Here is a 21,254-nt window from a genome sequence, read left to right as displayed (position 1 = left end):
GGTGTAAGGATGAATAAAGAAATTTTAGCTGTGGTGGAAGCAGTATCAAATGAGAAAGCATTAACTCGAGATAAAATCTTTGAAGCGTTAGAAACTGCGCTTGCGACCGCAACCAAAAAGAAACATACTGTTGACATTGATGTGGTAGTTAAAATTGACCACAAAACTGGTGACTATGACACCTTCCGTCGTTGGCAAGTTGTTAATGAAGTTACCCAACCAACTAAAGAAATCACCCTAGAAGCGGCTCAATATGAAGATCCTTCAGTACAACTAGGTGATTATGTTGAAGAACAAATAGAATCAGTGGCGTTTGACCGTATTACTACGCAAACAGCCAAACAAGTGATCGTGCAGAAAGTGCGTGAAGCCGAACGTGCCATGATCATTGACATGTTTAGAAACCGTATTGGTGATATTGTTACCGGCATTGTTAAAAAAACCAATCGCGATAGTGTTATTCTTGATTTAGGTAATAATGCTGATGCTATGATGTCACGCCACGATATGTTACCACGCGAAAACTTTCGTATTGGTGACCGCGTACGCGGTATACTATACTTAGTTGAACAAGACAATAAACCAGCACAACTATGTATTAGTCGTTCAAATCCGGAAATGATGGAAGAATTATTCCGCATTGAAGTACCAGAAATTGGTGAAGAAATGATCGACATTAAAGGTGTTGCTCGTGATCCTGGTTCTCGTGCTAAAATTGCGGTAAGCAGTAATGACCGCCGTATAGACCCGGTTGGGGCTTGCGTGGGTATGCGTGGTGCACGAGTACAAGCCGTATCCAACGAATTTGGTGGTGAACGCATTGACATAGTGTTATGGGACGATAACCCAGCACAATATGTAATTAATGCTATGGCACCGGCTGATGTTGTATCCATAGTTGTGGATGAAGACAAACATACCATGGATGTGGCGGTAAATGCCGAAAATTTACCGCAAGCCATTGGTCGAAATGGTCAAAACATTCGCTTAGCGTCACAGCTAACCGGTTGGACATTGAATGTTATGAGCACCGACGATCTGCAAGAAAAACACCATGCAGAATCTTTTGCGGCAATTAACAATTTAATGAAACATTTAGATATTGATGAAGAGCTGGCCAAACTACTAGTTGAAGAAGGCTTTACGTCATTAGAAGAACTTGCTTATGTACCTGTCGATGAACTGCTGGAAATTGAAGAGTTAGATGAAGAACTGGTCGAAGCATTACGAAGCCGAGCTAAAGATGCGTTAACCACTATAGCACTAGCACATAGCGGTGATAAAAGGCCTGCACAAGACTTATTGAATTTGTCAGGTATGACACAAGAATTAGCCTATCAATTAGCACAACATGATATCATTACCTTAGAAGACTTGGCTGAACAAGGTACCGATGATCTGGCGGATATTGAAGGTTTAACAAGTAAACAAGCTGGCGATTTTATTATGGCTGCACGTAATATTTGTTGGTTTGCAAATGAATAATTGAGGGAAAGTAATACATGACCAAAGTATCAATAGAAACACTGGCTCAAGAGATAAACACTCCAGTGCAAACTCTTTTGCAACAGTTTGCTGATGCAGGCATAAAAAAATCTGCAACAGATACTGTTAGCCAAAAGGAAAAAGAAGCTTTGCTTGCGCACTTAAATCCTCAGCAAGGCCCAACAAAATTAACTTTACAGCGTAAAACTCACTCAACACTTAATGTGTCCAGTGGTGGTGGCAAAAGCAAAGAAATTAAAGTCGAAGTTCGTAAAAAACGTACTTTTGTAAAACGCGATCCGGCAGAGATAGCGGCCGAACAAGAAAAAGCCCGTAAGGAAGCCGAACAAAAGGCTAAACAAGAAGCGGAAATTAAAGCCCGTAAAGATGCCGAGAAAAAGGCAAAATTAGCGGTGGACGAAGCCAAAAAACGCCAAGAAACTGAATCTAAAAAGCATGCTCAGCAAGAAAAGGCTAAGCAAACTCAAGAACAGCAAGCCGATCCAAAAGTGAAAAAAGCACAAGAGGAAAAAGCACGTTTAGAAGCCGAAGCGCAAGAAATTAAACGCAAAGCTGAAGAAGAGAACCGCCGTAAGTTAGAAGCCGATGCCAAACGCATGGCAGAAGAAGCCCGTAAATTAGCGGAACAATATAGTGAAGTTGACGAAAGCGATCATAGCGAAGATGAAGATTATCACGTTACTACTTCTAAATATGCTCGTGCCGCGGAAGATGATACCGACCGTGAAGTAGAAGGTGCTCGTGGCCGTGGTCGTAGTGGTAAACAGACTAAGCAGAAAAAAGGCAGTAAATTATCTGAAGGTAAAGCCGAACGTGAAGAAGCGCGTGCCGCTACTCGTAGTGGTCATAAAAAGAAAGGCAAAAGCAGCTTACAACAGAGCTTTACCAAACCAGTACAAGCCGTTAACCGCGATGTGGTTATTGGCGAAACCATTACGGTTGCTGAGCTTGCCAATAAAATGGCAGTAAAAGGTTCCGAAGTGATTAAAACCATGATGAAAATGGGCGCAATGGCGACAATTAATCAGGTTATCGATCAAGAAACGGCGCAATTGGTTGCCGAAGAAATGGGTCACAAAGTGGTATTACGCCGTGAAAACGAGCTTGAAGAATCACTCATGAGCGATCGTGACACCGGTGCAGAAAAAGTATCGCGTGCGCCGGTGGTTACCATTATGGGTCACGTTGACCATGGTAAAACCTCATTGCTTGACTATATTCGTAAAGCCAAAGTGGCTTCCGGTGAAGCCGGTGGTATTACTCAGCACATTGGTGCCTACCACGTGAAAACCCCAAATGGTGCTATCACATTCTTAGATACTCCGGGCCATGCGGCGTTTACTTCAATGCGTGCGCGAGGGGCGAAAGCGACGGATATTGTAGTATTAGTTGTTGCTGCCGACGATGGGGTAATGCCACAAACTATTGAAGCTATTCAACATGCTAAAGCTGCGAATGTGCCAATTGTGGTTGCAGTGAACAAGATTGATAAACCAGAAGCCGATCCAGAACGCATTAAAGGTGAACTGGCTCAGTACGGCGTAATGTCGGAAGAGTGGGGTGGTGATACTCAGTTTGTGCATGTGTCAGCAAAAGCCGGTACCGGTATTGACCAGTTACTCGAAGCCATTTTATTACAAGCGGAAGTGTTAGAATTAACCGCGTATGAATCAGGCATGGCTAGCGGTGTGGTTATTGAATCCTTCTTGGATAAAGGGCGTGGTTCGGTAGCTACGGTATTAGTTCAGTCTGGTACTTTACACAAAGGTGATATTGTTCTGTGTGGCTTTGAATACGGGCGTATTCGCGCTATGCGTAATGAACTTGGTAAAGAAGTCACTGCCGCTGGTCCATCCATTCCGGTTGAGATCCTTGGTCTATCCGGGGTACCATCAGCAGGTGATGAAGCAACCGTAGTCCGTGACGAGAAAAAAGCCCGTGAAGTAGCGCTTTATCGTCAAGGAAAATTCCGTGACGTTAAACTAGCGCGTCAGCAAAAAGCTAAACTAGAAAACATGTTTACTAACATGACCGAAGGTGACGTGTCTGAACTTAACATTGTCTTAAAAGCTGATGTTCAAGGTTCTGTCGAAGCGATTTGTGATTCATTACTTAAACTATCCACTGATGAAGTTAAAGTTAAAATTATTGGCTCTGGTGTTGGTGGTATTACCGAAACAGATGCCTCATTAGCAGCAGCTTCAAATGCGATTATTTTAGGCTTTAACGTGCGTGCCGATGCATCAGCGCGTAAAGTAGTTGAATCCGAAAACTTAGACTTACGTTACTATTCAGTTATTTATGACTTGATTGATGAAGTTAAACAAGCCATGAGCGGTATGTTAGCACCAGAGTACAAACAAGAAATTATTGGTCTTGCTGAAGTACGTGACGTGTTTAAATCACCTAAATTTGGTGCTATTGCCGGTTGTATGGTGGTTGAAGGCGTAGTTAAACGTCACAATCCAATTCGGGTACTGCGCGACAACGTGGTTATTTATGAAGGCGAACTTGAATCATTACGCCGCTTTAAAGACGACGTTAACGAAGTCCGTAACGGTATGGAATGTGGTATTGGCGTGCGTAACTATAACGACGTTCGTGTTGGCGATACTATTGAAGTGTTTGAAACTATAGAAATTAAACGTACTATTTAATAAGTATGTAATTATGTTATAAGCAAGGTGTAAACCTTGCTTATTCATGTGTGAGGAAAATAGATATGGCAAAAGCATTTAATCGTTCATCCCGAGTCGGACATGAATTACAAAAAGAAATCGCAATTATCTTACAGCGTGAAATTAAAGATCCCCGTTTAGGTATGGTAACGGTTTCTGGTGTAGATATTTCGCGTGATCTGGCGTATGCAAAAGTATTTGTTACCTTCTTAAATGATGATGATCCAGAAATTGTTGAGCAAGGTTTACAGGTACTCAATGATGCCAAAGGCTATATTCGAACATTGATTGGCAAGGCAATGCGGCTACGCATCATTCCGGAAATAAAATTCTTTTATGATGAGTCATTGGTTAAAGGCATGCAGATGTCTTCTTTGGTATCTGATGTTATCAAACACGATAATGAGCGTCATAAAGATTAAGAATAGTTGACTTGAAGCATTGTAAAGATGTTTCCTGAGCACCATACGTTTGAGTATAAATTTACCATTATGAATGTTAAAAAAACACGCCGTGATCTGCACGGCGTTTTATTATTAGACAAACCCCAAGGCATGACATCCAATGATGCACTGCAAAAAGTAAAATGGCTATTTAATGCCAAAAAAGCCGGGCATACCGGGGCATTAGATCCGTTAGCAACCGGCATGTTGCCAATATGTTTTGGCGAAGCGACCAAATTTTCACAATACTTACTCGATTCTGATAAACGTTACCAAGTGATTGCCAAACTTGGTGAGCGCACCGATACTTCCGACGCTGACGGGCAAATTATCAGCACCAAAACGGTGACGATTACCGAACCAGATATTCAGCAAGCACTCACACATTTTCGGGGTGATATTTTACAAGTACCTACCATGTTTTCGGCGTTAAAATATCAAGGTAAACCACTCTATGAATATGCTCGCCAAGGTATGGTTATTGAACGTGAGGCCAGACCGATCACAGTCTATGAGAATCAATTTTTAGGTTTTGATGCCAGCAATAATCAACTAAGTTTAGAGATCCACTGTTCTAAAGGCACTTATATTCGCACCATTATTGATGACTTAGGTGAATTACTCGGCTGCGGAGCCCATGTGATCTACCTCCGGCGTTTGCAAGTGGCGAATTACCCTATTGCCAAAATGCTAACTTTAGATGCATTACAAGCTATGCCGGAACGCGATCACGTATTAATGCCGGTTGATAGCCCTTTACAAGCTTATTCAATGATCACCCTTACGCAAGCTCAAGGCTCAGCGATTTTATTAGGGCGAATTATTGAGCTTGATAGCTATACCCCAACAAAAACCTTAGTGCGGCTTTATCAAGGTGAGCAATTTATTGGGCTTGGCAGCCAGCTAGATAATAAGTTATCCCCTAAACGCTTGATCGCAACTGCGACATAGTACCAAAGGCATGATTCCTGATTACTAATAACGGCTAATTTTTTATAGCATTGATAGAACATGGTTAAATATTAATAAAAAATTGCCTCAGCTTTAATTAAATGATAGTGCTTGGTGAAGTTATCACTTTTTTTGACTTTCTCACTCAGTAAAGCCGCGGCTTGTTGCCCCATCTTATATAGTGGCTTATAAACTCTAGTTAAAGTATCCAGTTCATTATAATGGCGCTGGTTGCTGTGGCTAATATAAACTATAGTTGGTGTTTTACTTTGGCTGGCATGCGCCTGATCTAAGGCGCCAAGTACCACTCTGTAATCCAATTGAAAATGCTGCACACTAGAATATTTTTTATCGGTGTAATTTAAACTAATGTTATCGGCACAGATAATAGCCGTAGGTGGTTTATTGCTACTCAGCAAATTTTTGACAGCCAGTTGCCCATGTTCATAAGTAAAACAGTCGTTAATAATATAGTCCGAGTCTATAGCCAAATTGGCTCTATGAAGTGCTTGTTTATAACCCTGCAGAAAAAGACTGGAACTGATTTTATCAGGGTGACTTAACAATAGAGCAATTTTAGAGTGAGCATGGTTAATTAAATGTTTAGTTATTTGGTGCGCCATTACCAGGTGGTCAAAGTAAACACAATTAAAATCGGTATGAAAATGATTTACCAGCATCATCGGTGGTAAACAAGCCTTGTATTGACTGAGTTTGTTTAAGTAGGGCGCCTCATTAATGATGATAATGCCATCGGGTAAGTTTTGAGTAACATATCTAATTAAATGCTGAATATCCGTCTCATCAGAATAAGGAAAGCGTAAGTAAAATATTTTATAACCAGTGGCATTTAAAACTTGCTCGATGCCAAAATTAAGCAAACTTTGGCAAATAAGCTGGTTATCAATAATTAAGATTGTTTTGTTATTAGTAACCGGATTATTGGCATTAAATTTATTATAAGTATCTACACGCAACTCTTGAATAGCTTGAAAGACTTTAGATTGACTTAATGGTGAGGCTAAATTAGGTTTTCTTAAAACTCGCGAAACCGTTGCAATCGATACCTTAGCTTGTTTAGCAATAGTTGCTAGAGTGGTTTTATTCTTAATCATCAAGATAGCTCAATTATTATAGATGCCTTACTTTAGCGGTAATCATTAATTTTGTATTTTATTACGATCTAATTTTACGATCTGCGTTCCAAATTTTTATTAGTAGCGCTTGAATGGCTGACTGACTTATATATATGTTATATGTTGATTATATTGAAATACAATTAGTTAGCACTTATAGCACATCCGAAACCGAAGAAAAATCTAACCCATAGAAGATAGAAATTTCAATACCGACCGAGCGCGAAAAATTAGAAAATACATTGTCCGTTCTGACGACTTTAAAGTCTCAGTGCAGTATGGGGATAAAAGTGTTAGCCAAGCCAATCAAAATAAGTGCAGTAATATTGCAAATGTATTACATATGAAATACAATTTATGTATATTGTATTGGGTTAATGAGGTGTTAAAATGGCAGTTTTACAAATTAGATTAGATGACAAATTAAGAAAAGATGCGCAAGAAGTTGCTCAAGGTTTAGGCATGGATTTAACAACGGCAGTACGCATATTTTTAAATCAAATGGTTATTGATAGTGCTTTACCATTTAAACCAGAGTTAGACCCATTTTTTAGCCATAAAAATCAAAGCGCCTTGAAAGAATCTATCGCACAAGGAAAAAACGGGGAATTCATTAAAAAAAACCTAGCCGAGCTTAAGGCAATGGAGTAATGGATTTAAATTTCACTCCCAAAGGATGGGAAGAATATCTTGCTTGGCAAATACAGGACAAGAAAACATTGAGAAAAATAAATCTACTGTTGACAGATATAGTCAGAAACCCTTTTTCTGGCATAGGTAAACCTGAACAATTAACAGGTAATTTGTTGGGCTTTTGGAGTAGGCGAATAGACACAAAAAACAGACTTGTCTACAAGGTAGTTAATGACCGCTGTGAAATTTACCAATGTAAAGGTCATTATAACGATAAATAAGCGCTATAAAATATTTGGTTGTGCAGTTGATATAACAAACAAAATAAAAAAATATAATATTGCTTATTGGCTTGCAAAAAAGCCTTTACCCATAGTTCAAAAACATGTTACAACAGATTAAAATCTCTCATAACTCAGATCAAAGTAAATATAGTTAACTATATATAATTACTGCAAATATACCACATATAATACATTTTTAAGTAAGGAAACCAGTAAAATGTATCTAGCAATTGATGTTTATTATATGCAAGATCGTGCCAAAACAGTGGGTATTTTGTTTGAGCATTGGTCAGCGTCAAAAGCCGAAATCACAGGCATCATTACCGATTACCAAGATAATGTTGCCCCTTATCAATCTGGTCAGTTTTATCAACGCGAATTACCTTGCATTATGGCTTTGTTAAATAAAATTGATTTAAGCAATATTAGCGCCATCATCATTGATGGCTACGTACATCTGCAAGATGGCAAATTGGGTTTAGGTGGGCATTTGTACAACGCCTTAAAGCAAACTATTCCTATTATTGGTGTAGCGAAGAAGCCATTTTTAGGCAATAGCCAATATTTAATTGAGGTGTTACGTGGCAACAGTAAACATCCACTCTATGTAACCGCGATTGGTACGCAGTTGGATGCCGCCGCTAGCAATATAAAATCCATGACCGGCAAATATCGCTTCCCCGATTTACTGAGTTTTTTGGATCAACAAACCAAATTATTTAAATCAGAATAACGCCAATAAAAGTTGTGATAATAGCTAATAATTCCAGCCAAAATCGCCAGTTTATGCGCTTAACCTTTTGGCCGTATTGATAGTTACTTTTTTCCGCTGTGTTTGCCAATAAAGTGATATAATCATCGGCAAATTTTTTTATTTAGGTTTTAAATTATGTCAGCATGGAATATTGCCATTGTCGGAGCCACCGGCCAAGTTGGTTCGGCTTTAGTTGAATTATTACAACAACGCGCAATTGAAATTGAAAATTTATTTTTAGTTGGTAGTGATAATAGTGCCGGTGAAGTTGTGCGTTTTGCCGGTAAAAATCTGACGGTTATTGATAGTAGCCAAATGGAATGGAGTGAGTGCCATTTTGCTTTGTTTGTTGCCGGGACTAAAACCAGTGAAAAATATGCCCAAGTGGCCGCTCAGTCAGGGTGTGTTGTCATTGACGCTAGTGGTTATTTTGCGCAGCAAGATCACATTCCATTATTAGTACCGCGAGTGAATAATAATGTGTTAACTGAATACCGCAATGAAAATATTATTGCAGTAGCTAGTGCCACAGTCTGTCAGTTATTACGATCGGTGGCTTCGTTAACTAATATCGAACTATTAACTAATTTGCATATGACCAGTTTTATTCCGGCATCATTGTATGGAAAAAATGGCGTCGATGAACTGGCCGGGCAAAGTGCCAGATTACTCAATGGCATGCCAGTTGATAATGAGTTATTTGATCAACAATTAGCCTTTAACTTATTACCAGTTGCGCAGCAAAACAATGATTCACAATTAGGTGAACAACCACAAGTTGACCAGATCCGTAAGGTTATTTGTAATTATGATTTGCCGGTATCAATTGAATCAGTGGTGGTGCCGGTATTTTATGGTCTGGCGCAAGCGGTTAATGTCAGTAGCAGTTTACCGATTGAATTAGATACCGCACGCGTTAGTGAATATGGTGTTGAGATACATGAAGGTGAGTTACCTACACCGGTCACCCAAGTTAGCAATGAGGCGGAGCAATCGCTAGCGATTAAAATTGCCAATTTACGGCACAGTTATGGCAATTATGAACAAATTCAATTTTGGTCTGTTGCCGATAATGTTCGCTATTTGGGGGCATTAATGTTGATTGAGACGTTAGAGATCCTCATTAATGAATACCTGTAAAATAGCCCTAGGGATCGAGTATGATGGCAGTGACTATTTTGGTTGGCAACGCCAGCAAGCCGTTGACTCTATTCAACAAAGGTTAGAAACTGCCTTATCGATTGTTGCTAACGAAACGATAAGCTTGTTTTGTGCCGGGCGGACCGATGCCGGCGTGCATGCTACCGGACAAGTGGTGCATTTTGTAACTAATGCCACGCGATCGGCAAGTGCTTGGACGATGGGGGTAAATTCAAATTTACCGCCTAATATTGCGGTGCGCTGGTCAACACCGGTTGCCGATAGTTTTCATGCTCGGCATAGCGCCACAGCTAGACGTTATCGTTATGTGCTTTATAATCATCGTTACCGCCCGGCAATTTTAACCAAAGGCGTTACGCACTATTATTTACCGTTAGATGCAGGCTTAATGCACCAAGCGGCACAGCACCTATTAGGGGAAAATGATTTTTCGTCTTTTCGTGCAGCGCAATGTCAGTCACTGACACCATGGCGGAATATTCAGCATATTAAGGTGACAAGGCAAGGTGAATACATTATAGTCGATGTCAAAGCCAATGCGTTTGTGCATCATATGGTGCGTAATATTGTTGGCAGTTTGTTAGAAGTGGGTTGTGGCAATAAACCGCCAATATGGATTTTAGAACTGTTGCAAGCTAAGGATAGAACCTTAGCCGCAGCCACAGCCAAACCCGAAGGTTTATACTTAGTTCAGGTAGATTATCCACCAGAATACCAAATACCTGAGCAGCCGTTAGGTCCATTATTTTTACAATAAGCGTAAGCATTTAGATAGGATTAAACTTTGAGAAAAATGAATCCAAAGAAGACTGATGAAACCAATGCCAATAAAGATGCGAACAAATCGAATCTGCATAATTTAAAATTACCACCGCATTCTATTGAAGCGGAACAAGCGGTATTGGGTAGTTTAATGATTGATAATCAACGTTGGGATACCGTTGCTGAGACGATTAACGAGCGTGATTTTTATTCTCGCCATCACCAATTGATTTTTTCTGAAATGCATACCTTGATTACTAAAGGTACGCCGATTGATTTAATTACATTGTCTGAAAGTTTGGAAAGCAAAGGAGTATTAGCAGATGTTGGTGGCTTTGCCTATTTGGCGGAACTTTCAAAGAACACCCCTAGCGCCATTAATGTGGTGGCTTATAGCGATATTATTCGCCAACAAGCTATTTTACGCGAATTGATTAGCGCCTCTAATGAAATTGCCGATAACTGTTATTCCACTGAAGGCCGCGATAGTTCAGAAATTTTAGATTTAGCGGAAAGCAAAATTTTTCAGATTGCTGAAAGCCGTACTAAACAAGGGGAAGGGCCTAAAAGCATCACTGATGTATTGGCAACAACTGTGGCTAAAATCGAAGAACTCTTCCAACGTCCACATGACGGTGTGACTGGTGTAGCCACTGGCTTTATTGATTTAGATAAAAAGACCGCCGGTTTGCAACGCTCTGATCTGATTATTGTGGCCGCACGCCCATCCATGGGTAAAACCACTTTCGCCATGAATTTGTGTGAAAATGCCGCGATGATGCAAGAAAAACCAGTACTAATCTTTAGTTTGGAAATGCCAGCAGATCAAATCATGATGCGTATGTTGGCTTCGCTGTCACGCGTTGATCAAACCCGTATCCGTACTGGTCAATTACAAGATGATGATTGGGCTAGAATTTCTAGCACTATGGGGTTATTGCTGGAAAAGAAGAATATCTATATTGATGATTCCTCTGGCTTAACACCAATGGAATTACGTTCACGCGCGCGCCGCATTTACCGTGAACATAAAGGTTTAAGTATGATCATGGTCGATTATTTGCAACTAATGCGGGTGCCGAATATCTCGGAAAATCGTACCTTAGAAATTGCAGAAATTTCACGGTCATTAAAAGCGTTAGCTAAAGAGTTACAAATTCCGGTAGTGGCACTTTCACAGCTTAATCGTAGTTTGGAACAACGTGGCGACAAACGCCCGGTGAACTCGGATCTACGTGAATCTGGATCAATCGAACAAGATGCCGATGTGATCATGTTTATCTATCGCGACGAAGTCTATAATGAAGCGTCCGAACATAAAGGCGTTGCCGAAATTATCTTAGGCAAACAACGTAATGGCCCCATTGGGAAAGTGCGCTTAAAATTCCAAGGTCACTTCTCACGCTTTGACAACTATGCTGATGCCAGTAAATATTTAGATGATGAGTAAATCATCATCTAAATACTAATAGCATTACGCCGGATTAAAGCTATGGTTTTGCTTGACGCGATTAGCGATAAGGCGATAACACTGAGCTAAGATAAAAATAGTTGCTTGTAAAATAACAATACAAGCCCCAGTTGCACCATCAATATAAAAACTAATCAAAGTGCCGGTTACTGTTGAAAATACTGAAACAATAATCGCAATAATTAACATCAATTCAAAACGTTTGCATAATAAAAAGGCAGTGATGCCGGGGGCAATTAACATCGCAATCACCAGTATCACGCCAACCGCTTGTAACGAGGCGACAATGGTTAAGGCCAAAACACTCAGCAAACCATAATGCAACACTTTGACAGGTAAACCAACGACTTTGGCTTGTACCGGATCAAAACAAAACAACATTAGATCACGGCGTTTAATAATGACCAAAATCGAAACGATGATCGCAATAGTTAATATTTGGCTTAATTCGGCGTAAGTGGTCCCCAGTACATTACCAAATAAAATGTGATTTAAGTGTTGCGAAGTGTCGACCTTAGAAAAGAGTACTAAGCCAAAGGCAAACATCCCCGAAAACACAATCCCCATAACGGTATCTTCTTTTACGCGGCAGTTTTCTTTAATGTAACCCGTAGCTACCGAACAGCATAAGCCAGAAGCAAAAGCACCAATAATAATTGGAATGCCCGCTAAATAAGCCAACACAATTCCCGGTAAAACCGCATGTGAAATGGCATCGCCCATTAACGACCAACCTTTAAGTACCAAAAAGCAGGACAATAAAGCACATACAAATCCGGTCGCTAGCGCCGCTAAAATTGCCCGTTGCATAAAGGCATAGGTAAAAGGGTGGCTAATAAAATCCCATAACTCCATCATATATTGGCTGCCTTATTTACTAGATCGCGCTTAATCCTTAACCGATTAGGGATTAAACCATGTTGTGGGGCAAATAGGAAAGCAGCAATAAAAATAAGAGTTTGTAAGGTCACGATCACGCCGCCGGTAGCGCCATTTAAAAAATAACTAAACCATGCGCCAATGGCACTGGTTAAGCCACCAATGATTACCGCAATAATCAGTAATCGCGAAAACCGATTAGTCAGTAAATACGCAGTTGCCCCCGGTGTCACCACCATGGCGATGACTAAAATTGCGCCCACGGTTTGCAGTGCCGCCACGGTACACGCGCTTAAAATAGTAAAAAACAGGATCTTTAAACGCAATGGGTTTAAACCGATCGATCGCGCATGCACTTCGTCAAAAAAAGTCACCAGTAAATCTTTCCATAGAAAAAACAGTAAGATAAATGAGACTAAAATAATAATCTGTACTTGCCACATATCACTATCGGCAATGCCTAAAATATTACCAAAAATAATGGTTTGCACATTAACTGAAGTTGGATTTAACGAAATAATCAACAAACCAACAGCAAAAAAAGTAGAAAAGATAAAACCGATAATGGCATCTTCTTTCAAACGAGTAAAGGCACGAATAAGGGCAATGGCAAGGGCGGCTAAAAGCCCGGTAAAAAAGGCGCCGATTGAATAGGGCAAACCAAGGGCATAAGCACCGGCAACGCCCGGAACCACCGAGTGTGAAAGGGCATCACCCATTAACGACCAACCTTTTAGCATCAAAAATGCCGATAAAAACGCACAGGCGGCACCGACAATACAACTCACCCAAATTGCTTTGAGCATATAGTCATAAGTAAATGGTTCAAATAGTAGTTCCATTTAGTCTTGTCCTTGTGGTTTATTATCAGGGTGTTCAATCAGCAAATCTTGATGCGGTGCATCATGTTTACCTTCACCATAAAATATTGCCGCACGTTCATCATCCGTTAAAACAGAAACCATGCGTGGATCGGAATCCTCATGCAATTTATCACCAGACAAACTTAAATAGCGCAAAGTACCACCAAAAGTGGTCATTAAGTTTTCGGGAGTGAACGTGGTTTTTGTTGGTCCAAACGCCAGTACAGTTTGATTAATTAACACCACCTGATCGCAAAATTCAGGCACACTACCAAGATTATGAGTAGAAACTAAAATTAAATGCCCTTCGCTCCGTAACGCCTTTAAAAGATCGATAATCGCATTTTCAGTTTTTACATCCACGCCAGTAAAAGGTTCATCTAACAACAACACAGTACCTTGCTGAGCCAGAGCGCGCGCTAAAAACACTCGCTTTTTTTGCCCCCCCGATAATTCACCAATTTGTCGATGTTTAAATTCCGTCATATTGACGCGTTCAAGTGCGATATCCACTTGCTTTTTATCTTCTTGACTAGGGATGCGCAAAAACGACATATGCCCATAACGCCCCATCATCACCACATCAGACACCAACACCGGAAAGTCCCAATCGACTTCCTCAGTTTGTGGCACATAGGCAATAATATTTTGTTTCAACGCTTGTTTGACCGGGAGATTATTTATACTAACCTGCCCCATTTTTGGGCGCACCATGCCCATGATGCTTTTAAATAGGGTCGATTTGCCACTACCATTAACACCAACCAACGCACAAATTGTGCCGCCGTTTAGCGTAAAACTGGCATCATGAATGGCGGTATGACCATTATTATAAGTGACGGTAATGTTATCAACATTTAAGCAAATATTCGGCATTATTTTTCAAACCCTTTGGCTATAGTTTCTACAGTAACTTTCAATAAATCAATATAGGTTGGTACAGGTCCATCTTGGGTTGACAGCGAATCCACATATAAAACACCACCATATTTGGCATTAGTTTCTTGGCTTACCTGAATAGCCGGTTTGTCGGAAATAGTACTCTCACTAAATACCACCGGAATATTATTAGCTCTGACTAAATCAATCACATGTTTAACTTGCTTCGGCGTGCCTTGTTGTTCGGCATTAATCGGCCATAAATAGGCTTCTTTCAGATTATAATCTCGGGTTAAGTAACTAAAGGCGCCTTCGCTAGTTACTAACCAACGCTGTTCGCTAGGGATTTTGGCTAAACGTTCACGTAATGGCGCATCAAGCGCTTTAATTTTAGCGGCGTAATCAGCCGCGTTTTGATTATAAACACTAGCATTATCCGGATCATACTTAACTAATGCTGCGCGAATATTGTCAATATAGGTTAAAGCTAAAGTTGGCGACATCCAAGCATGAGGGTTAGGATTGCCTTTATAACTACCTTCTTGAATCGGCATTGGATCAATGCCAGCAGTTACTACTACGGCAGGCACATCTTTAATATCTTCAAAAAAACGTTCAAACCAACGTTCTAAGTTCAAGCCATTCCATAACACTAAATCAGCAGATTGCGCTCTTACAATGTCTTGTGGGGTAGGTTCATATTCATGAATTTCGGCGCCAACTTTGGTGATTGATTCAACGGTTGCCGCATCGCCGGCAACATTTTTGGCAATATCTTGAATGATGGTAAAAGTGGTAACGACTTTAAATTTTTTATTGGCGGCTATAGCTGAATTTGCAAATCCGATGCTAATCATCAGGGAAGTAAAAATTATTAAAAAGAATTTCTTTCGGCTTGGTAAGAAATTGAACCCCATTAGTCACTCCTGTTGTTTAAATATACTTAACAATAATGCTACTTTAAAATAAAACTAGTAATGAGAATTATTATCATTTATAGAATAGTTATCAATTTCTTTTTGTTATAATGATTAAAAAATAATTATTTAATAATCAACCTATTTTAGAAAAAAATCAATGAAAATAGCAGATAATTAAATCTATTTAATTAATAGATTATATGGCAAAGTTAAAATAAAAAATTCAGCTTGAGGTTAAGACAATTGCTGTCAAGATGTTTCCTGAGAGGGGGATGTTTGAGTATAAAAACGGGCTAATCTGTCACGCTGCCGCGTAGGCGTTAAGAGGGATTGGTGTGAATCCCTCTTAACAATCTCCCCACACCCCGCGGGAAGTAAAAACCAATTAATTCAACAATAGATTAGGGTGCTAAGGTGTTGGTGTTAAATTGGCCGTTGGATGGTGCCGACAACTGAGGGCGGTTAGCACGGCAAACAGGGAAGTTTGCCGAGGGAGTGCTTTGTAGGACTGGTCACGCTGCCACGTAGGCGTTAAGAGGGATTGGTGTGAATCCCTCTTAACAATCTCCCCACACCCCGCGGGAAGTAGTGTTCACTGCGTGACTACCCTCGCTCGCTAATTGGCACTTAACGAACCGCCGCGTATCGCACCTCCCTGTGCGCCCACGCCTCATCCGGCTTCCTGCCGGCTGTTCTATGCCAATTAACTCCCTCGGCACCACTTAAGCGGGGAATTAAAAACAATAACCATAAAAACCAGATAATTCAACAATAGGTTAGGGTGTTAAGGTGTTGGTGTTAAATTGGCCGTTAGATGGTGCCGACAACTGAGGGCGGTTAGCACGGCAAACAGGGAGGTTTGCCGAGGGAGTGCTTTGTAGGAACAAATCACGACCGGTGCGTTAAGACCAAGCGAAGGCGGAGGGCAGTCGTAGACCACCATCTGCAGGCCCGCGTTTGGGTTGTAAGGGAATTTTCGCGTTAAAATTCCCTTACTCGAGCGTCGGCACCGTAATTAAAATAATCACCAAATCGTAAAACGCTCGAAACCTAATGGATTTACATAATTAATTTCCTGTCAAGATGTTTCCTGAGAGGGGTATGTTTGCGTATAAAAACTCAGCCCAACCCCAGCTTAAAAATAAAGCAAAGTCCTTCATCTTTACTATTCTTTACAAATAAACTCAACAAAACAGTAGTTAAATTTTATCAAGGCGATATACTTTTAACACTGAGTGGTGCGGAGGTTATTTTTCGCGCACTCAGATGGAAAAAGTGTAAATAAAACATAAAATTACTTGACGGAATCTTCATCATGCCTTATACTGGAAGACACAAGACACAAGACACAAGCACTGGCAGCTTTACGTCAAAAATCTATCTCAACACACTGTAGTTAACTCATTTCACCCAAGTGATAATTTAGTTCCCAATTTAGCCCCGCACCGTCGGCAACCGGGTCACCCAAAACAGCAGTTACATTCATTATCATCAATTAACCGCCAACCGCGTTTAGCTTTTAGTATAAAGCGTTGTTTAGCTTTAATGCCGTTGCTATTGTTGCCGTATGCTACTACTACCCAAGCGTTGTCAGCCACTACCGCCCAGGTAATCCATGGTACTGAGCCGTATTTAACCTTTGATAATGGGGTAACTAGGGTTACAACTACGGATGCTCTGTTATGGATTACCTTATCTGACGGTACTCACATTACACCGGCAATCAATACTTCAGCGACTACACCTATAGTGTTACCTGATGTTGGTCAAACCTTAGCTGATGTACAGATGTTGGTGCCTACCACTGCTAACTCCATTACCTTAAACGACTTAATTAGTGCACCCTATAATTATTGGGGTGATGATGATGGTGATGGTCAGGGTGCTAATGGTGTTACTGCTACAGGTGATTTAACTGTGAGTATTACCGATAAAGACAATCAAGTAGTGAGTCGTAGTGCCAGCTTAGATATCTGTCAAGCGCCTTATAAAGTGGCATTAACCAGTACAGCTGGTAGTTTAACCACCCAGTATGGGCTACCTAATAGTAGTAGTTTCAGCGGTGGTACTGCCACTTATTATATCAGTCCTAAAGCTGCACCTAAAATTTGTTACGCCCGACCAATTCTGACCTATGGTACCAACGGTCAAGAATTTACAGGATATAACTTCGCCGGCCCCGCCACTATCTGGAACCCAGATAAAGGCTTCCTGGTGCAATCAACTACACCATCAGGTTACAGTCGTAACTTCCCAACTACCGGGGCTAATAATCTGTATTTTGATTTAGACATAGGTGGTGTTAAAGGTTCAGCATTGACATGGCCAACAGTCAGCCAAGGTGGTATTACCGCTACTATGACGCCATCCCCCGATAATGCTAATAACATCCGCGTCACCCTCACCGGTCCGGCGGCAACAGCAGCCCAACAAAGTTCAGCCACACCGGGTAGTATCGCTACTCCCAGCTTGCCACAGACATTCGTGTTAGTCGGTAAAGATAGTAGTAATAGCGAGGTAGTAAGATATGGCTTTGTCTTAAAGCATTGGTTCGTCAACCGCGGACCTGATAGATATACTTATCGTAAAACCTCATCCTGGTGTAGTAGTTTAGGCGGTGGTTACCGTCTGCCCCAGGTCAAAGACTTAACAAACGCGGTGTGTTCGGGAACTGGTTCAGGCTCTTGGTGCCGAGGAGGAGCAGTGGGCGCCACGCCGTCATCAAGTGGTAATCATTACCAACGTAATATTGGTGCGGGTTTGTTCGCCGAATGGGGCAGAATGGACTATTATACCGCTGCCGGCTTCTTCATCACCCTCTACTGGACAAGTGACAGGGACGGTTCGTTCCAGTTCGGTGTCGACACGGGCAACGGCTACGTTTACAGCATCAACCCCGACTACAGCTACGGTGGGGGTTGCGCCTATCCTTAGTCCTTAGTTCTTAGTCCTTAATCCTTAAATCACGGGTGTTTAATAAGGAGTAATAAAGTTTAAGCAACCAAAGGACGGTTGCAGCGGCAGGGGCAACCCGAGCCGCTTTTTCGTTAAGAGGGATTGGTGTGAATCCCTCTTAACAATCTCCCCACACCCCGCGGGAAGTAGTGGTCACTGCGTGACTACCCTCGTTCACTAATTGGCACTTAACGAACCGCCGCGTATCGCACTTCCCTGTGCGCCCACGGCTCACCCGGCTTCCTGCCGGTTGTTCTATGCCAATTACCTCCATCGGCACCACTTAAGCGGGGGAATTAAAACCAACAGCATTCAGCAACATCAATTCTGTAATAGGCTAGGGTATTAAGTCATTTAGATAATGGGTTTTTAGGTGTTAAATTGGCCGTTGGATGGTGCCGACAACTGAGGGCGGTTAGCACGGCAAACAGGGAGGTTTGTCGAGGGAGTGCTTTGTAGGAACAAATCACGACCGGTGCGTTAAGACCAAGCGAAGGCGGAGGGCAGTCGTAGACCACCATCTGCAGGCCCGCGTTTGGGTTGTAAGGGAATTTTCGCGTTAAAATCCCCTTACTCGAGCGTTAACTCCGCAATTAATATAATCACCAAATCGTAAAACGCTCGAAACCTAACCGATTCAAATAACTAAAGCACAATAACTCTGTTAAGATGTTTCCTGAGAGGTATACGTTTCAGTATAAAACTCAACCCCAAACCCAGCTTAAAAATAAAACAAATCCCTTCATCTTTACTATTCTTTACAAATAAACTTAACAAAACAGTAGTTAAAATTTATCAAGGCGTTATACTTTTAGCGATGAGTGGTGCGGAGGTTAATTTTCGCGCACTCAAATGGAAAAAATGTAAATAAAACATAAAATTACTTGACGGAATCTTCATCATGCCTTATACTGGAAGACACAAGACACAAGACACAAGCACTGGCAGCTTTACGTCCAAAATCTATCTCAACACACTGTAGTTGACTCATTTCACCGAAGTGATAATTTAGTCCCCGATTTAATCCCGCACCGTCGGCAATTCAGCAACCAAAATCAGCAGTTACAATCATTATCATTAATTAAGCGCCCGCAGCGTTTAGGTTTTAGTATAAAGCGTTGTCTAGCCTTAATGCCGTTGCTATTGTTGCCATATGCTACCACTACCCAAGCCTTGTCCGCTACTACCGCCCAGGTAATCCATGGTAGTCAGCCCTATTTAACCTTTGATAATGGGGTAACTAAGGTTACTACGGGTGATGGTCTATTAGGTATTACTATCTCTGATGGCACAACTAAAATCACTTATACCCCAGCCGATAATACCTCAACTGCAAGTAATCCAATAGTATTACTCAAGGAAAACCAGAGTTTTACCGATATTGGTATGTTGGTGCCAGCCACTACTGATTCCATTACCTTAAACGACTTAATTAGTGCCCCGTATAATTACTGGGGCGATGATGATGGTGATGGCCAGGGTGCTAATGGTGTTACTGCTAGCGGTGATTTAACTGTGCGTATTACCGATAAAAATGGACAAGTAGTCAGTCGTGATACTGTATTAAGCCTTTGTGATAAAGCGCCTTATAAAGTGGAATTAACCAGCACTGCTGGTAGTTTAACCACTCAGTATGGGCTGCCTAATAGTAGTAGTTTCAGCGGTGGTACCGCCACTTATTATATTAGTCCTAAAGCTGTGCCAACAATCTGTTACGCCCGGCCGAATCTACAATATGGTAAAAATAATGAGACAATTTGGGGTTCATCAGGATGGAACTTCGTCGGCCCCGCCACTATCTGGAACCCAACTAAAGGCTTCCTGGTGCAATCCACTGAATCATCAGGTTACAGTCGTAACTTCCCGACTACCGGTGCTAATAATCTGTATTTTGATTTAGACATAGTTGGTGTTAAAGGTTCAGCATTGACATGGACAACAGTCAGCCAAGGAGGTATAACCGCTACCATGACGCCATCCCCCGATAATGCTAATAACATCCGCGTCACCCTTACTGGCCCGTTTGCAACAGCAGCGCAACAAGAATCAGCCACACCGGGTAGTATTGCTAAACCCACCTTACCACAGACATTCGTGTTAGTCGGTAAAGATAGTAGTAATAGAGAGGTATTAAAATATGGTTTTGAGTTACAGCATTGGTTCGTCAACCGCGGAGATAGAGATGATATTTATGCTTACACCTCATCCTGGTGTAGTAATTTAGGCGGTGGTTACCGTCTGCCCCAGGTCAAAGACTTAACTAACGCGGTGTGTTCGGGTTCTGGTGTAGAACCAAGTTTTCCTTGCACAGGAGCAGTGGGCGCCACGCCGTCATCAGATGGTAATCATTACCAACGTAATATTGGTGCGGGTTTGTTCACCGAATGGGGCGACATGACCGGTTATACCGCTGCCGGCTTCGTCTACAACCGCTACTGTACAAGCGACAGCAACGGTTCGTACCAGTTCAATCTCATGCCGAACTTCGGCAACGTTTTCAGCGTCAATCCCTCCTACGTCACCTACGGGGTTTGCGCCTATCCTTAGTCCTTAGTTCTTAGTCCTTAATCCTTAAGTCACAGGTGTTTAATAAGGGGTAATAAAGTTTAAGCAACCAAAGGACGGTTGCAGCGGCAGGGGCAAACCTAGCCGCTTTTTAAAATGCCAGCCACAGCGCTGGCATTTTTATGCTTGTCAAGATGTTTCCTGAGAGGTATACGTTTCAGTATAAAAATTGGCTAATCAGTTACGCTGCCGCTTAGGCGTTAAGAGGGATTGGTGTGAATCCCTCTTAACAATCTCCCCACACACTGCGGGAAGTAGTGGTCACTGTGTGACTACCCTCGCTCGCTAATTGGCACTTAACCAACCGCCGCGTATCGCACCTCCCTGTGCGCCCACGGCTCACCCGGCTTCCTGCCGGTTGTTCTATGCCAATTACCTCCCTCGGCACCACTTAAGCGGGGGAATTAAAACCAA

At 41.6% G+C, this 21,254-nt stretch carries 18 protein-coding genes; 13 read left to right on the top strand and 5 right to left on the bottom strand.

What is annotated here, in order from left to right; genetic code table 11:
• Window positions 1–9 precede the first annotated feature (9 nt).
• From nusA to truB, 4 genes are all read left to right on the top strand, one after another.
• Window positions 10–1,485, top strand: a complete 1,476-nt coding sequence (gene nusA, locus A9G13_RS03590; RefSeq protein WP_065556238.1) for a transcription termination factor NusA — start codon at window positions 10–12, stop codon at window positions 1,483–1,485.
• A gap of 17 nt (window positions 1,486–1,502) precedes the next feature.
• Window positions 1,503–4,163 carry a translation initiation factor IF-2 gene (gene infB, locus A9G13_RS03585; RefSeq protein ID WP_065556237.1) on the top strand — a complete coding sequence of 887 codons (2,661 nt, stop codon included), beginning with the start codon at window positions 1,503–1,505 and terminating at the stop codon, window positions 4,161–4,163.
• A gap of 65 nt (window positions 4,164–4,228) precedes the next feature.
• Window positions 4,229–4,606 (top strand): 30S ribosome-binding factor RbfA, encoded by a 378-nt coding sequence (rbfA, locus tag A9G13_RS03580; protein WP_065556236.1) that lies wholly within the window; start codon window positions 4,229–4,231, stop codon window positions 4,604–4,606.
• Window positions 4,607–4,672: 66 nt separating this feature from the next.
• The gene (gene truB, locus A9G13_RS03575) at window positions 4,673–5,578 is read left to right on the top strand and encodes a tRNA pseudouridine(55) synthase TruB (protein ID WP_442902790.1); all 906 of its coding nucleotides are present in this window, start codon (window positions 4,673–4,675) and stop codon (window positions 5,576–5,578) included.
• Between the two features lie 71 nt (window positions 5,579–5,649).
• Here truB and A9G13_RS03570 read toward each other — a convergent pair whose 3' ends face one another.
• Window positions 5,650–6,693, bottom strand: a complete 1,044-nt coding sequence (locus A9G13_RS03570; protein ID WP_065556235.1) for a LacI family DNA-binding transcriptional regulator — start codon at window positions 6,691–6,693, stop codon at window positions 5,650–5,652.
• Window positions 6,694–7,104: 411 nt separating this feature from the next.
• Between A9G13_RS03570 and A9G13_RS03565 the strand changes: the two genes are divergently transcribed.
• The 7 genes from A9G13_RS03565 to dnaB all read left to right on the top strand — a co-directional run bounded on the left by A9G13_RS03565 (window position 7,105) and on the right by dnaB (window position 11,758).
• Window positions 7,105–7,365: a type II toxin-antitoxin system RelB/DinJ family antitoxin gene (locus A9G13_RS03565; protein WP_065556234.1), complete on the top strand. Its 261-nt coding sequence runs from the start codon at window positions 7,105–7,107 to the stop codon at window positions 7,363–7,365.
• Window positions 7,365–7,628, top strand: a complete 264-nt coding sequence (locus A9G13_RS03560; protein WP_065556233.1) for a Txe/YoeB family addiction module toxin — start codon at window positions 7,365–7,367, stop codon at window positions 7,626–7,628. The genes A9G13_RS03565 and A9G13_RS03560 overlap by 1 nt, the downstream gene beginning before the upstream one ends.
• Window positions 7,579–7,749, top strand: a complete 171-nt coding sequence (locus A9G13_RS11150; protein ID WP_176701934.1) for a hypothetical protein — start codon at window positions 7,579–7,581, stop codon at window positions 7,747–7,749. Before A9G13_RS03560 ends, A9G13_RS11150 begins: the two co-directional genes overlap by 50 nt.
• Window positions 7,750–7,848: 99 nt before the next feature.
• A complete protein-coding gene (locus A9G13_RS03555) occupies window positions 7,849–8,364 on the top strand; it encodes an endonuclease V (RefSeq protein WP_065556232.1) in 516 nt (171 codons plus the stop codon).
• A gap of 156 nt (window positions 8,365–8,520) precedes the next feature.
• Window positions 8,521–9,525, top strand: coding sequence for an aspartate-semialdehyde dehydrogenase (locus tag A9G13_RS03550; protein ID WP_065556231.1), 1,005 nt, complete (start codon window positions 8,521–8,523; stop codon window positions 9,523–9,525).
• Window positions 9,512–10,303, top strand: a complete 792-nt coding sequence (gene truA / locus A9G13_RS03545; RefSeq protein ID WP_065556230.1) for a tRNA pseudouridine(38-40) synthase TruA — start codon at window positions 9,512–9,514, stop codon at window positions 10,301–10,303. Before A9G13_RS03550 ends, truA begins: the two co-directional genes overlap by 14 nt.
• A gap of 36 nt (window positions 10,304–10,339) precedes the next feature.
• Entirely contained in the window at window positions 10,340–11,758 is a 1,419-nt protein-coding gene (gene dnaB / locus A9G13_RS03540; RefSeq protein ID WP_081301144.1) for a replicative DNA helicase, read from the top strand.
• Between the two features lie 24 nt (window positions 11,759–11,782).
• On the opposite strand, the gene A9G13_RS03535 is transcribed toward dnaB, so the two are convergent.
• From A9G13_RS03535 to A9G13_RS03520, 4 genes are read right to left on the bottom strand one after another with little or no spacing between them, the layout of a single operon-like run.
• Window positions 11,783–12,637, bottom strand: a complete 855-nt coding sequence (locus tag A9G13_RS03535; protein WP_081301143.1) for a metal ABC transporter permease — start codon at window positions 12,635–12,637, stop codon at window positions 11,783–11,785.
• Window positions 12,634–13,500 (bottom strand): metal ABC transporter permease, encoded by an 867-nt coding sequence (locus A9G13_RS03530; protein ID WP_065556229.1) that lies wholly within the window; start codon window positions 13,498–13,500, stop codon window positions 12,634–12,636. The genes A9G13_RS03535 and A9G13_RS03530 overlap by 4 nt, the downstream gene beginning before the upstream one ends.
• A complete protein-coding gene (locus A9G13_RS03525; protein WP_065556228.1) occupies window positions 13,501–14,397 on the bottom strand; it encodes a manganese/iron ABC transporter ATP-binding protein in 897 nt (298 codons plus the stop codon).
• Window positions 14,397–15,257 carry a metal ABC transporter substrate-binding protein gene (locus A9G13_RS03520; protein ID WP_141670862.1) on the bottom strand — a complete coding sequence of 287 codons (861 nt, stop codon included), beginning with the start codon at window positions 15,255–15,257 and terminating at the stop codon, window positions 14,397–14,399. Before A9G13_RS03520 ends, A9G13_RS03525 begins: the two co-directional genes overlap by 1 nt.
• 1,608 nt (window positions 15,258–16,865) lie before the next feature.
• On the opposite strand from A9G13_RS03520, the gene A9G13_RS03515 reads away from it, so the two are divergent.
• Both A9G13_RS03515 and A9G13_RS03510 read left to right on the top strand, forming a co-directional pair.
• Complete coding sequence (locus A9G13_RS03515) at window positions 16,866–18,254, top strand: hypothetical protein (RefSeq protein ID WP_065556226.1); 1,389 nt, start codon at window positions 16,866–16,868, stop codon at window positions 18,252–18,254.
• A 1,152-nt stretch (window positions 18,255–19,406) separates the two neighbouring features.
• A complete protein-coding gene (locus A9G13_RS03510) occupies window positions 19,407–20,822 on the top strand; it encodes a hypothetical protein (RefSeq protein ID WP_065556225.1) in 1,416 nt (471 codons plus the stop codon).
• Window positions 20,823–21,254 lie beyond the last annotated feature (432 nt).

The sequence above is a fragment of the Gilliamella sp. wkB178 genome, assembly GCF_001690705.1.
Lineage (GTDB): Bacteria > Pseudomonadota > Gammaproteobacteria > Enterobacterales > Orbaceae > Gilliamella > Gilliamella apicola_K.
The sequence above is the reverse complement of the archived record's forward strand: the minus strand, read 5'-3'. Positions and strand labels throughout refer to the sequence as shown.

Excerpts from the sequence above, each read along its gene's own strand:
- nusA (WP_065556238.1), top strand. The coding sequence starts at position 10 with ATGAATAAAGAAATTTTAGCTGTGGTGGAAGCAGTATCAAATGAGAAA.
- infB (WP_065556237.1), top strand. The coding sequence starts at position 1,503 with ATGACCAAAGTATCAATAGAAACACTGGCTCAAGAGATAAACACTCCA.
- rbfA (WP_065556236.1), top strand. The coding sequence starts at position 4,229 with ATGGCAAAAGCATTTAATCGTTCATCCCGAGTCGGACATGAATTACAA.
- A9G13_RS03570 (WP_065556235.1), bottom strand. The coding sequence starts at position 6,693 with ATGATTAAGAATAAAACCACTCTAGCAACTATTGCTAAACAAGCTAAG.
- A9G13_RS03565 (WP_065556234.1), top strand. The coding sequence starts at position 7,105 with ATGGCAGTTTTACAAATTAGATTAGATGACAAATTAAGAAAAGATGCG.
- A9G13_RS03560 (WP_065556233.1), top strand. The coding sequence starts at position 7,365 with ATGGATTTAAATTTCACTCCCAAAGGATGGGAAGAATATCTTGCTTGG.
- A9G13_RS11150 (WP_176701934.1), top strand. The coding sequence starts at position 7,579 with ATGACCGCTGTGAAATTTACCAATGTAAAGGTCATTATAACGATAAAT.
- A9G13_RS03555 (WP_065556232.1), top strand. The coding sequence starts at position 7,849 with ATGTATCTAGCAATTGATGTTTATTATATGCAAGATCGTGCCAAAACA.
- A9G13_RS03550 (WP_065556231.1), top strand. The coding sequence starts at position 8,521 with ATGTCAGCATGGAATATTGCCATTGTCGGAGCCACCGGCCAAGTTGGT.
- truA (WP_065556230.1), top strand. The coding sequence starts at position 9,512 with ATGAATACCTGTAAAATAGCCCTAGGGATCGAGTATGATGGCAGTGAC.
- dnaB (WP_081301144.1), top strand. The coding sequence starts at position 10,340 with ATGAATCCAAAGAAGACTGATGAAACCAATGCCAATAAAGATGCGAAC.
- A9G13_RS03535 (WP_081301143.1), bottom strand. The coding sequence starts at position 12,637 with ATGATGGAGTTATGGGATTTTATTAGCCACCCTTTTACCTATGCCTTT.
- A9G13_RS03530 (WP_065556229.1), bottom strand. The coding sequence starts at position 13,500 with ATGGAACTACTATTTGAACCATTTACTTATGACTATATGCTCAAAGCA.
- A9G13_RS03525 (WP_065556228.1), bottom strand. The coding sequence starts at position 14,397 with ATGCCGAATATTTGCTTAAATGTTGATAACATTACCGTCACTTATAAT.
- A9G13_RS03520 (WP_141670862.1), bottom strand. The coding sequence starts at position 15,257 with ATGATTAGCATCGGATTTGCAAATTCAGCTATAGCCGCCAATAAAAAA.
- A9G13_RS03515 (WP_065556226.1), top strand. The coding sequence starts at position 16,866 with ATGCCGTTGCTATTGTTGCCGTATGCTACTACTACCCAAGCGTTGTCA.
- A9G13_RS03510 (WP_065556225.1), top strand. The coding sequence starts at position 19,407 with ATGCCGTTGCTATTGTTGCCATATGCTACCACTACCCAAGCCTTGTCC.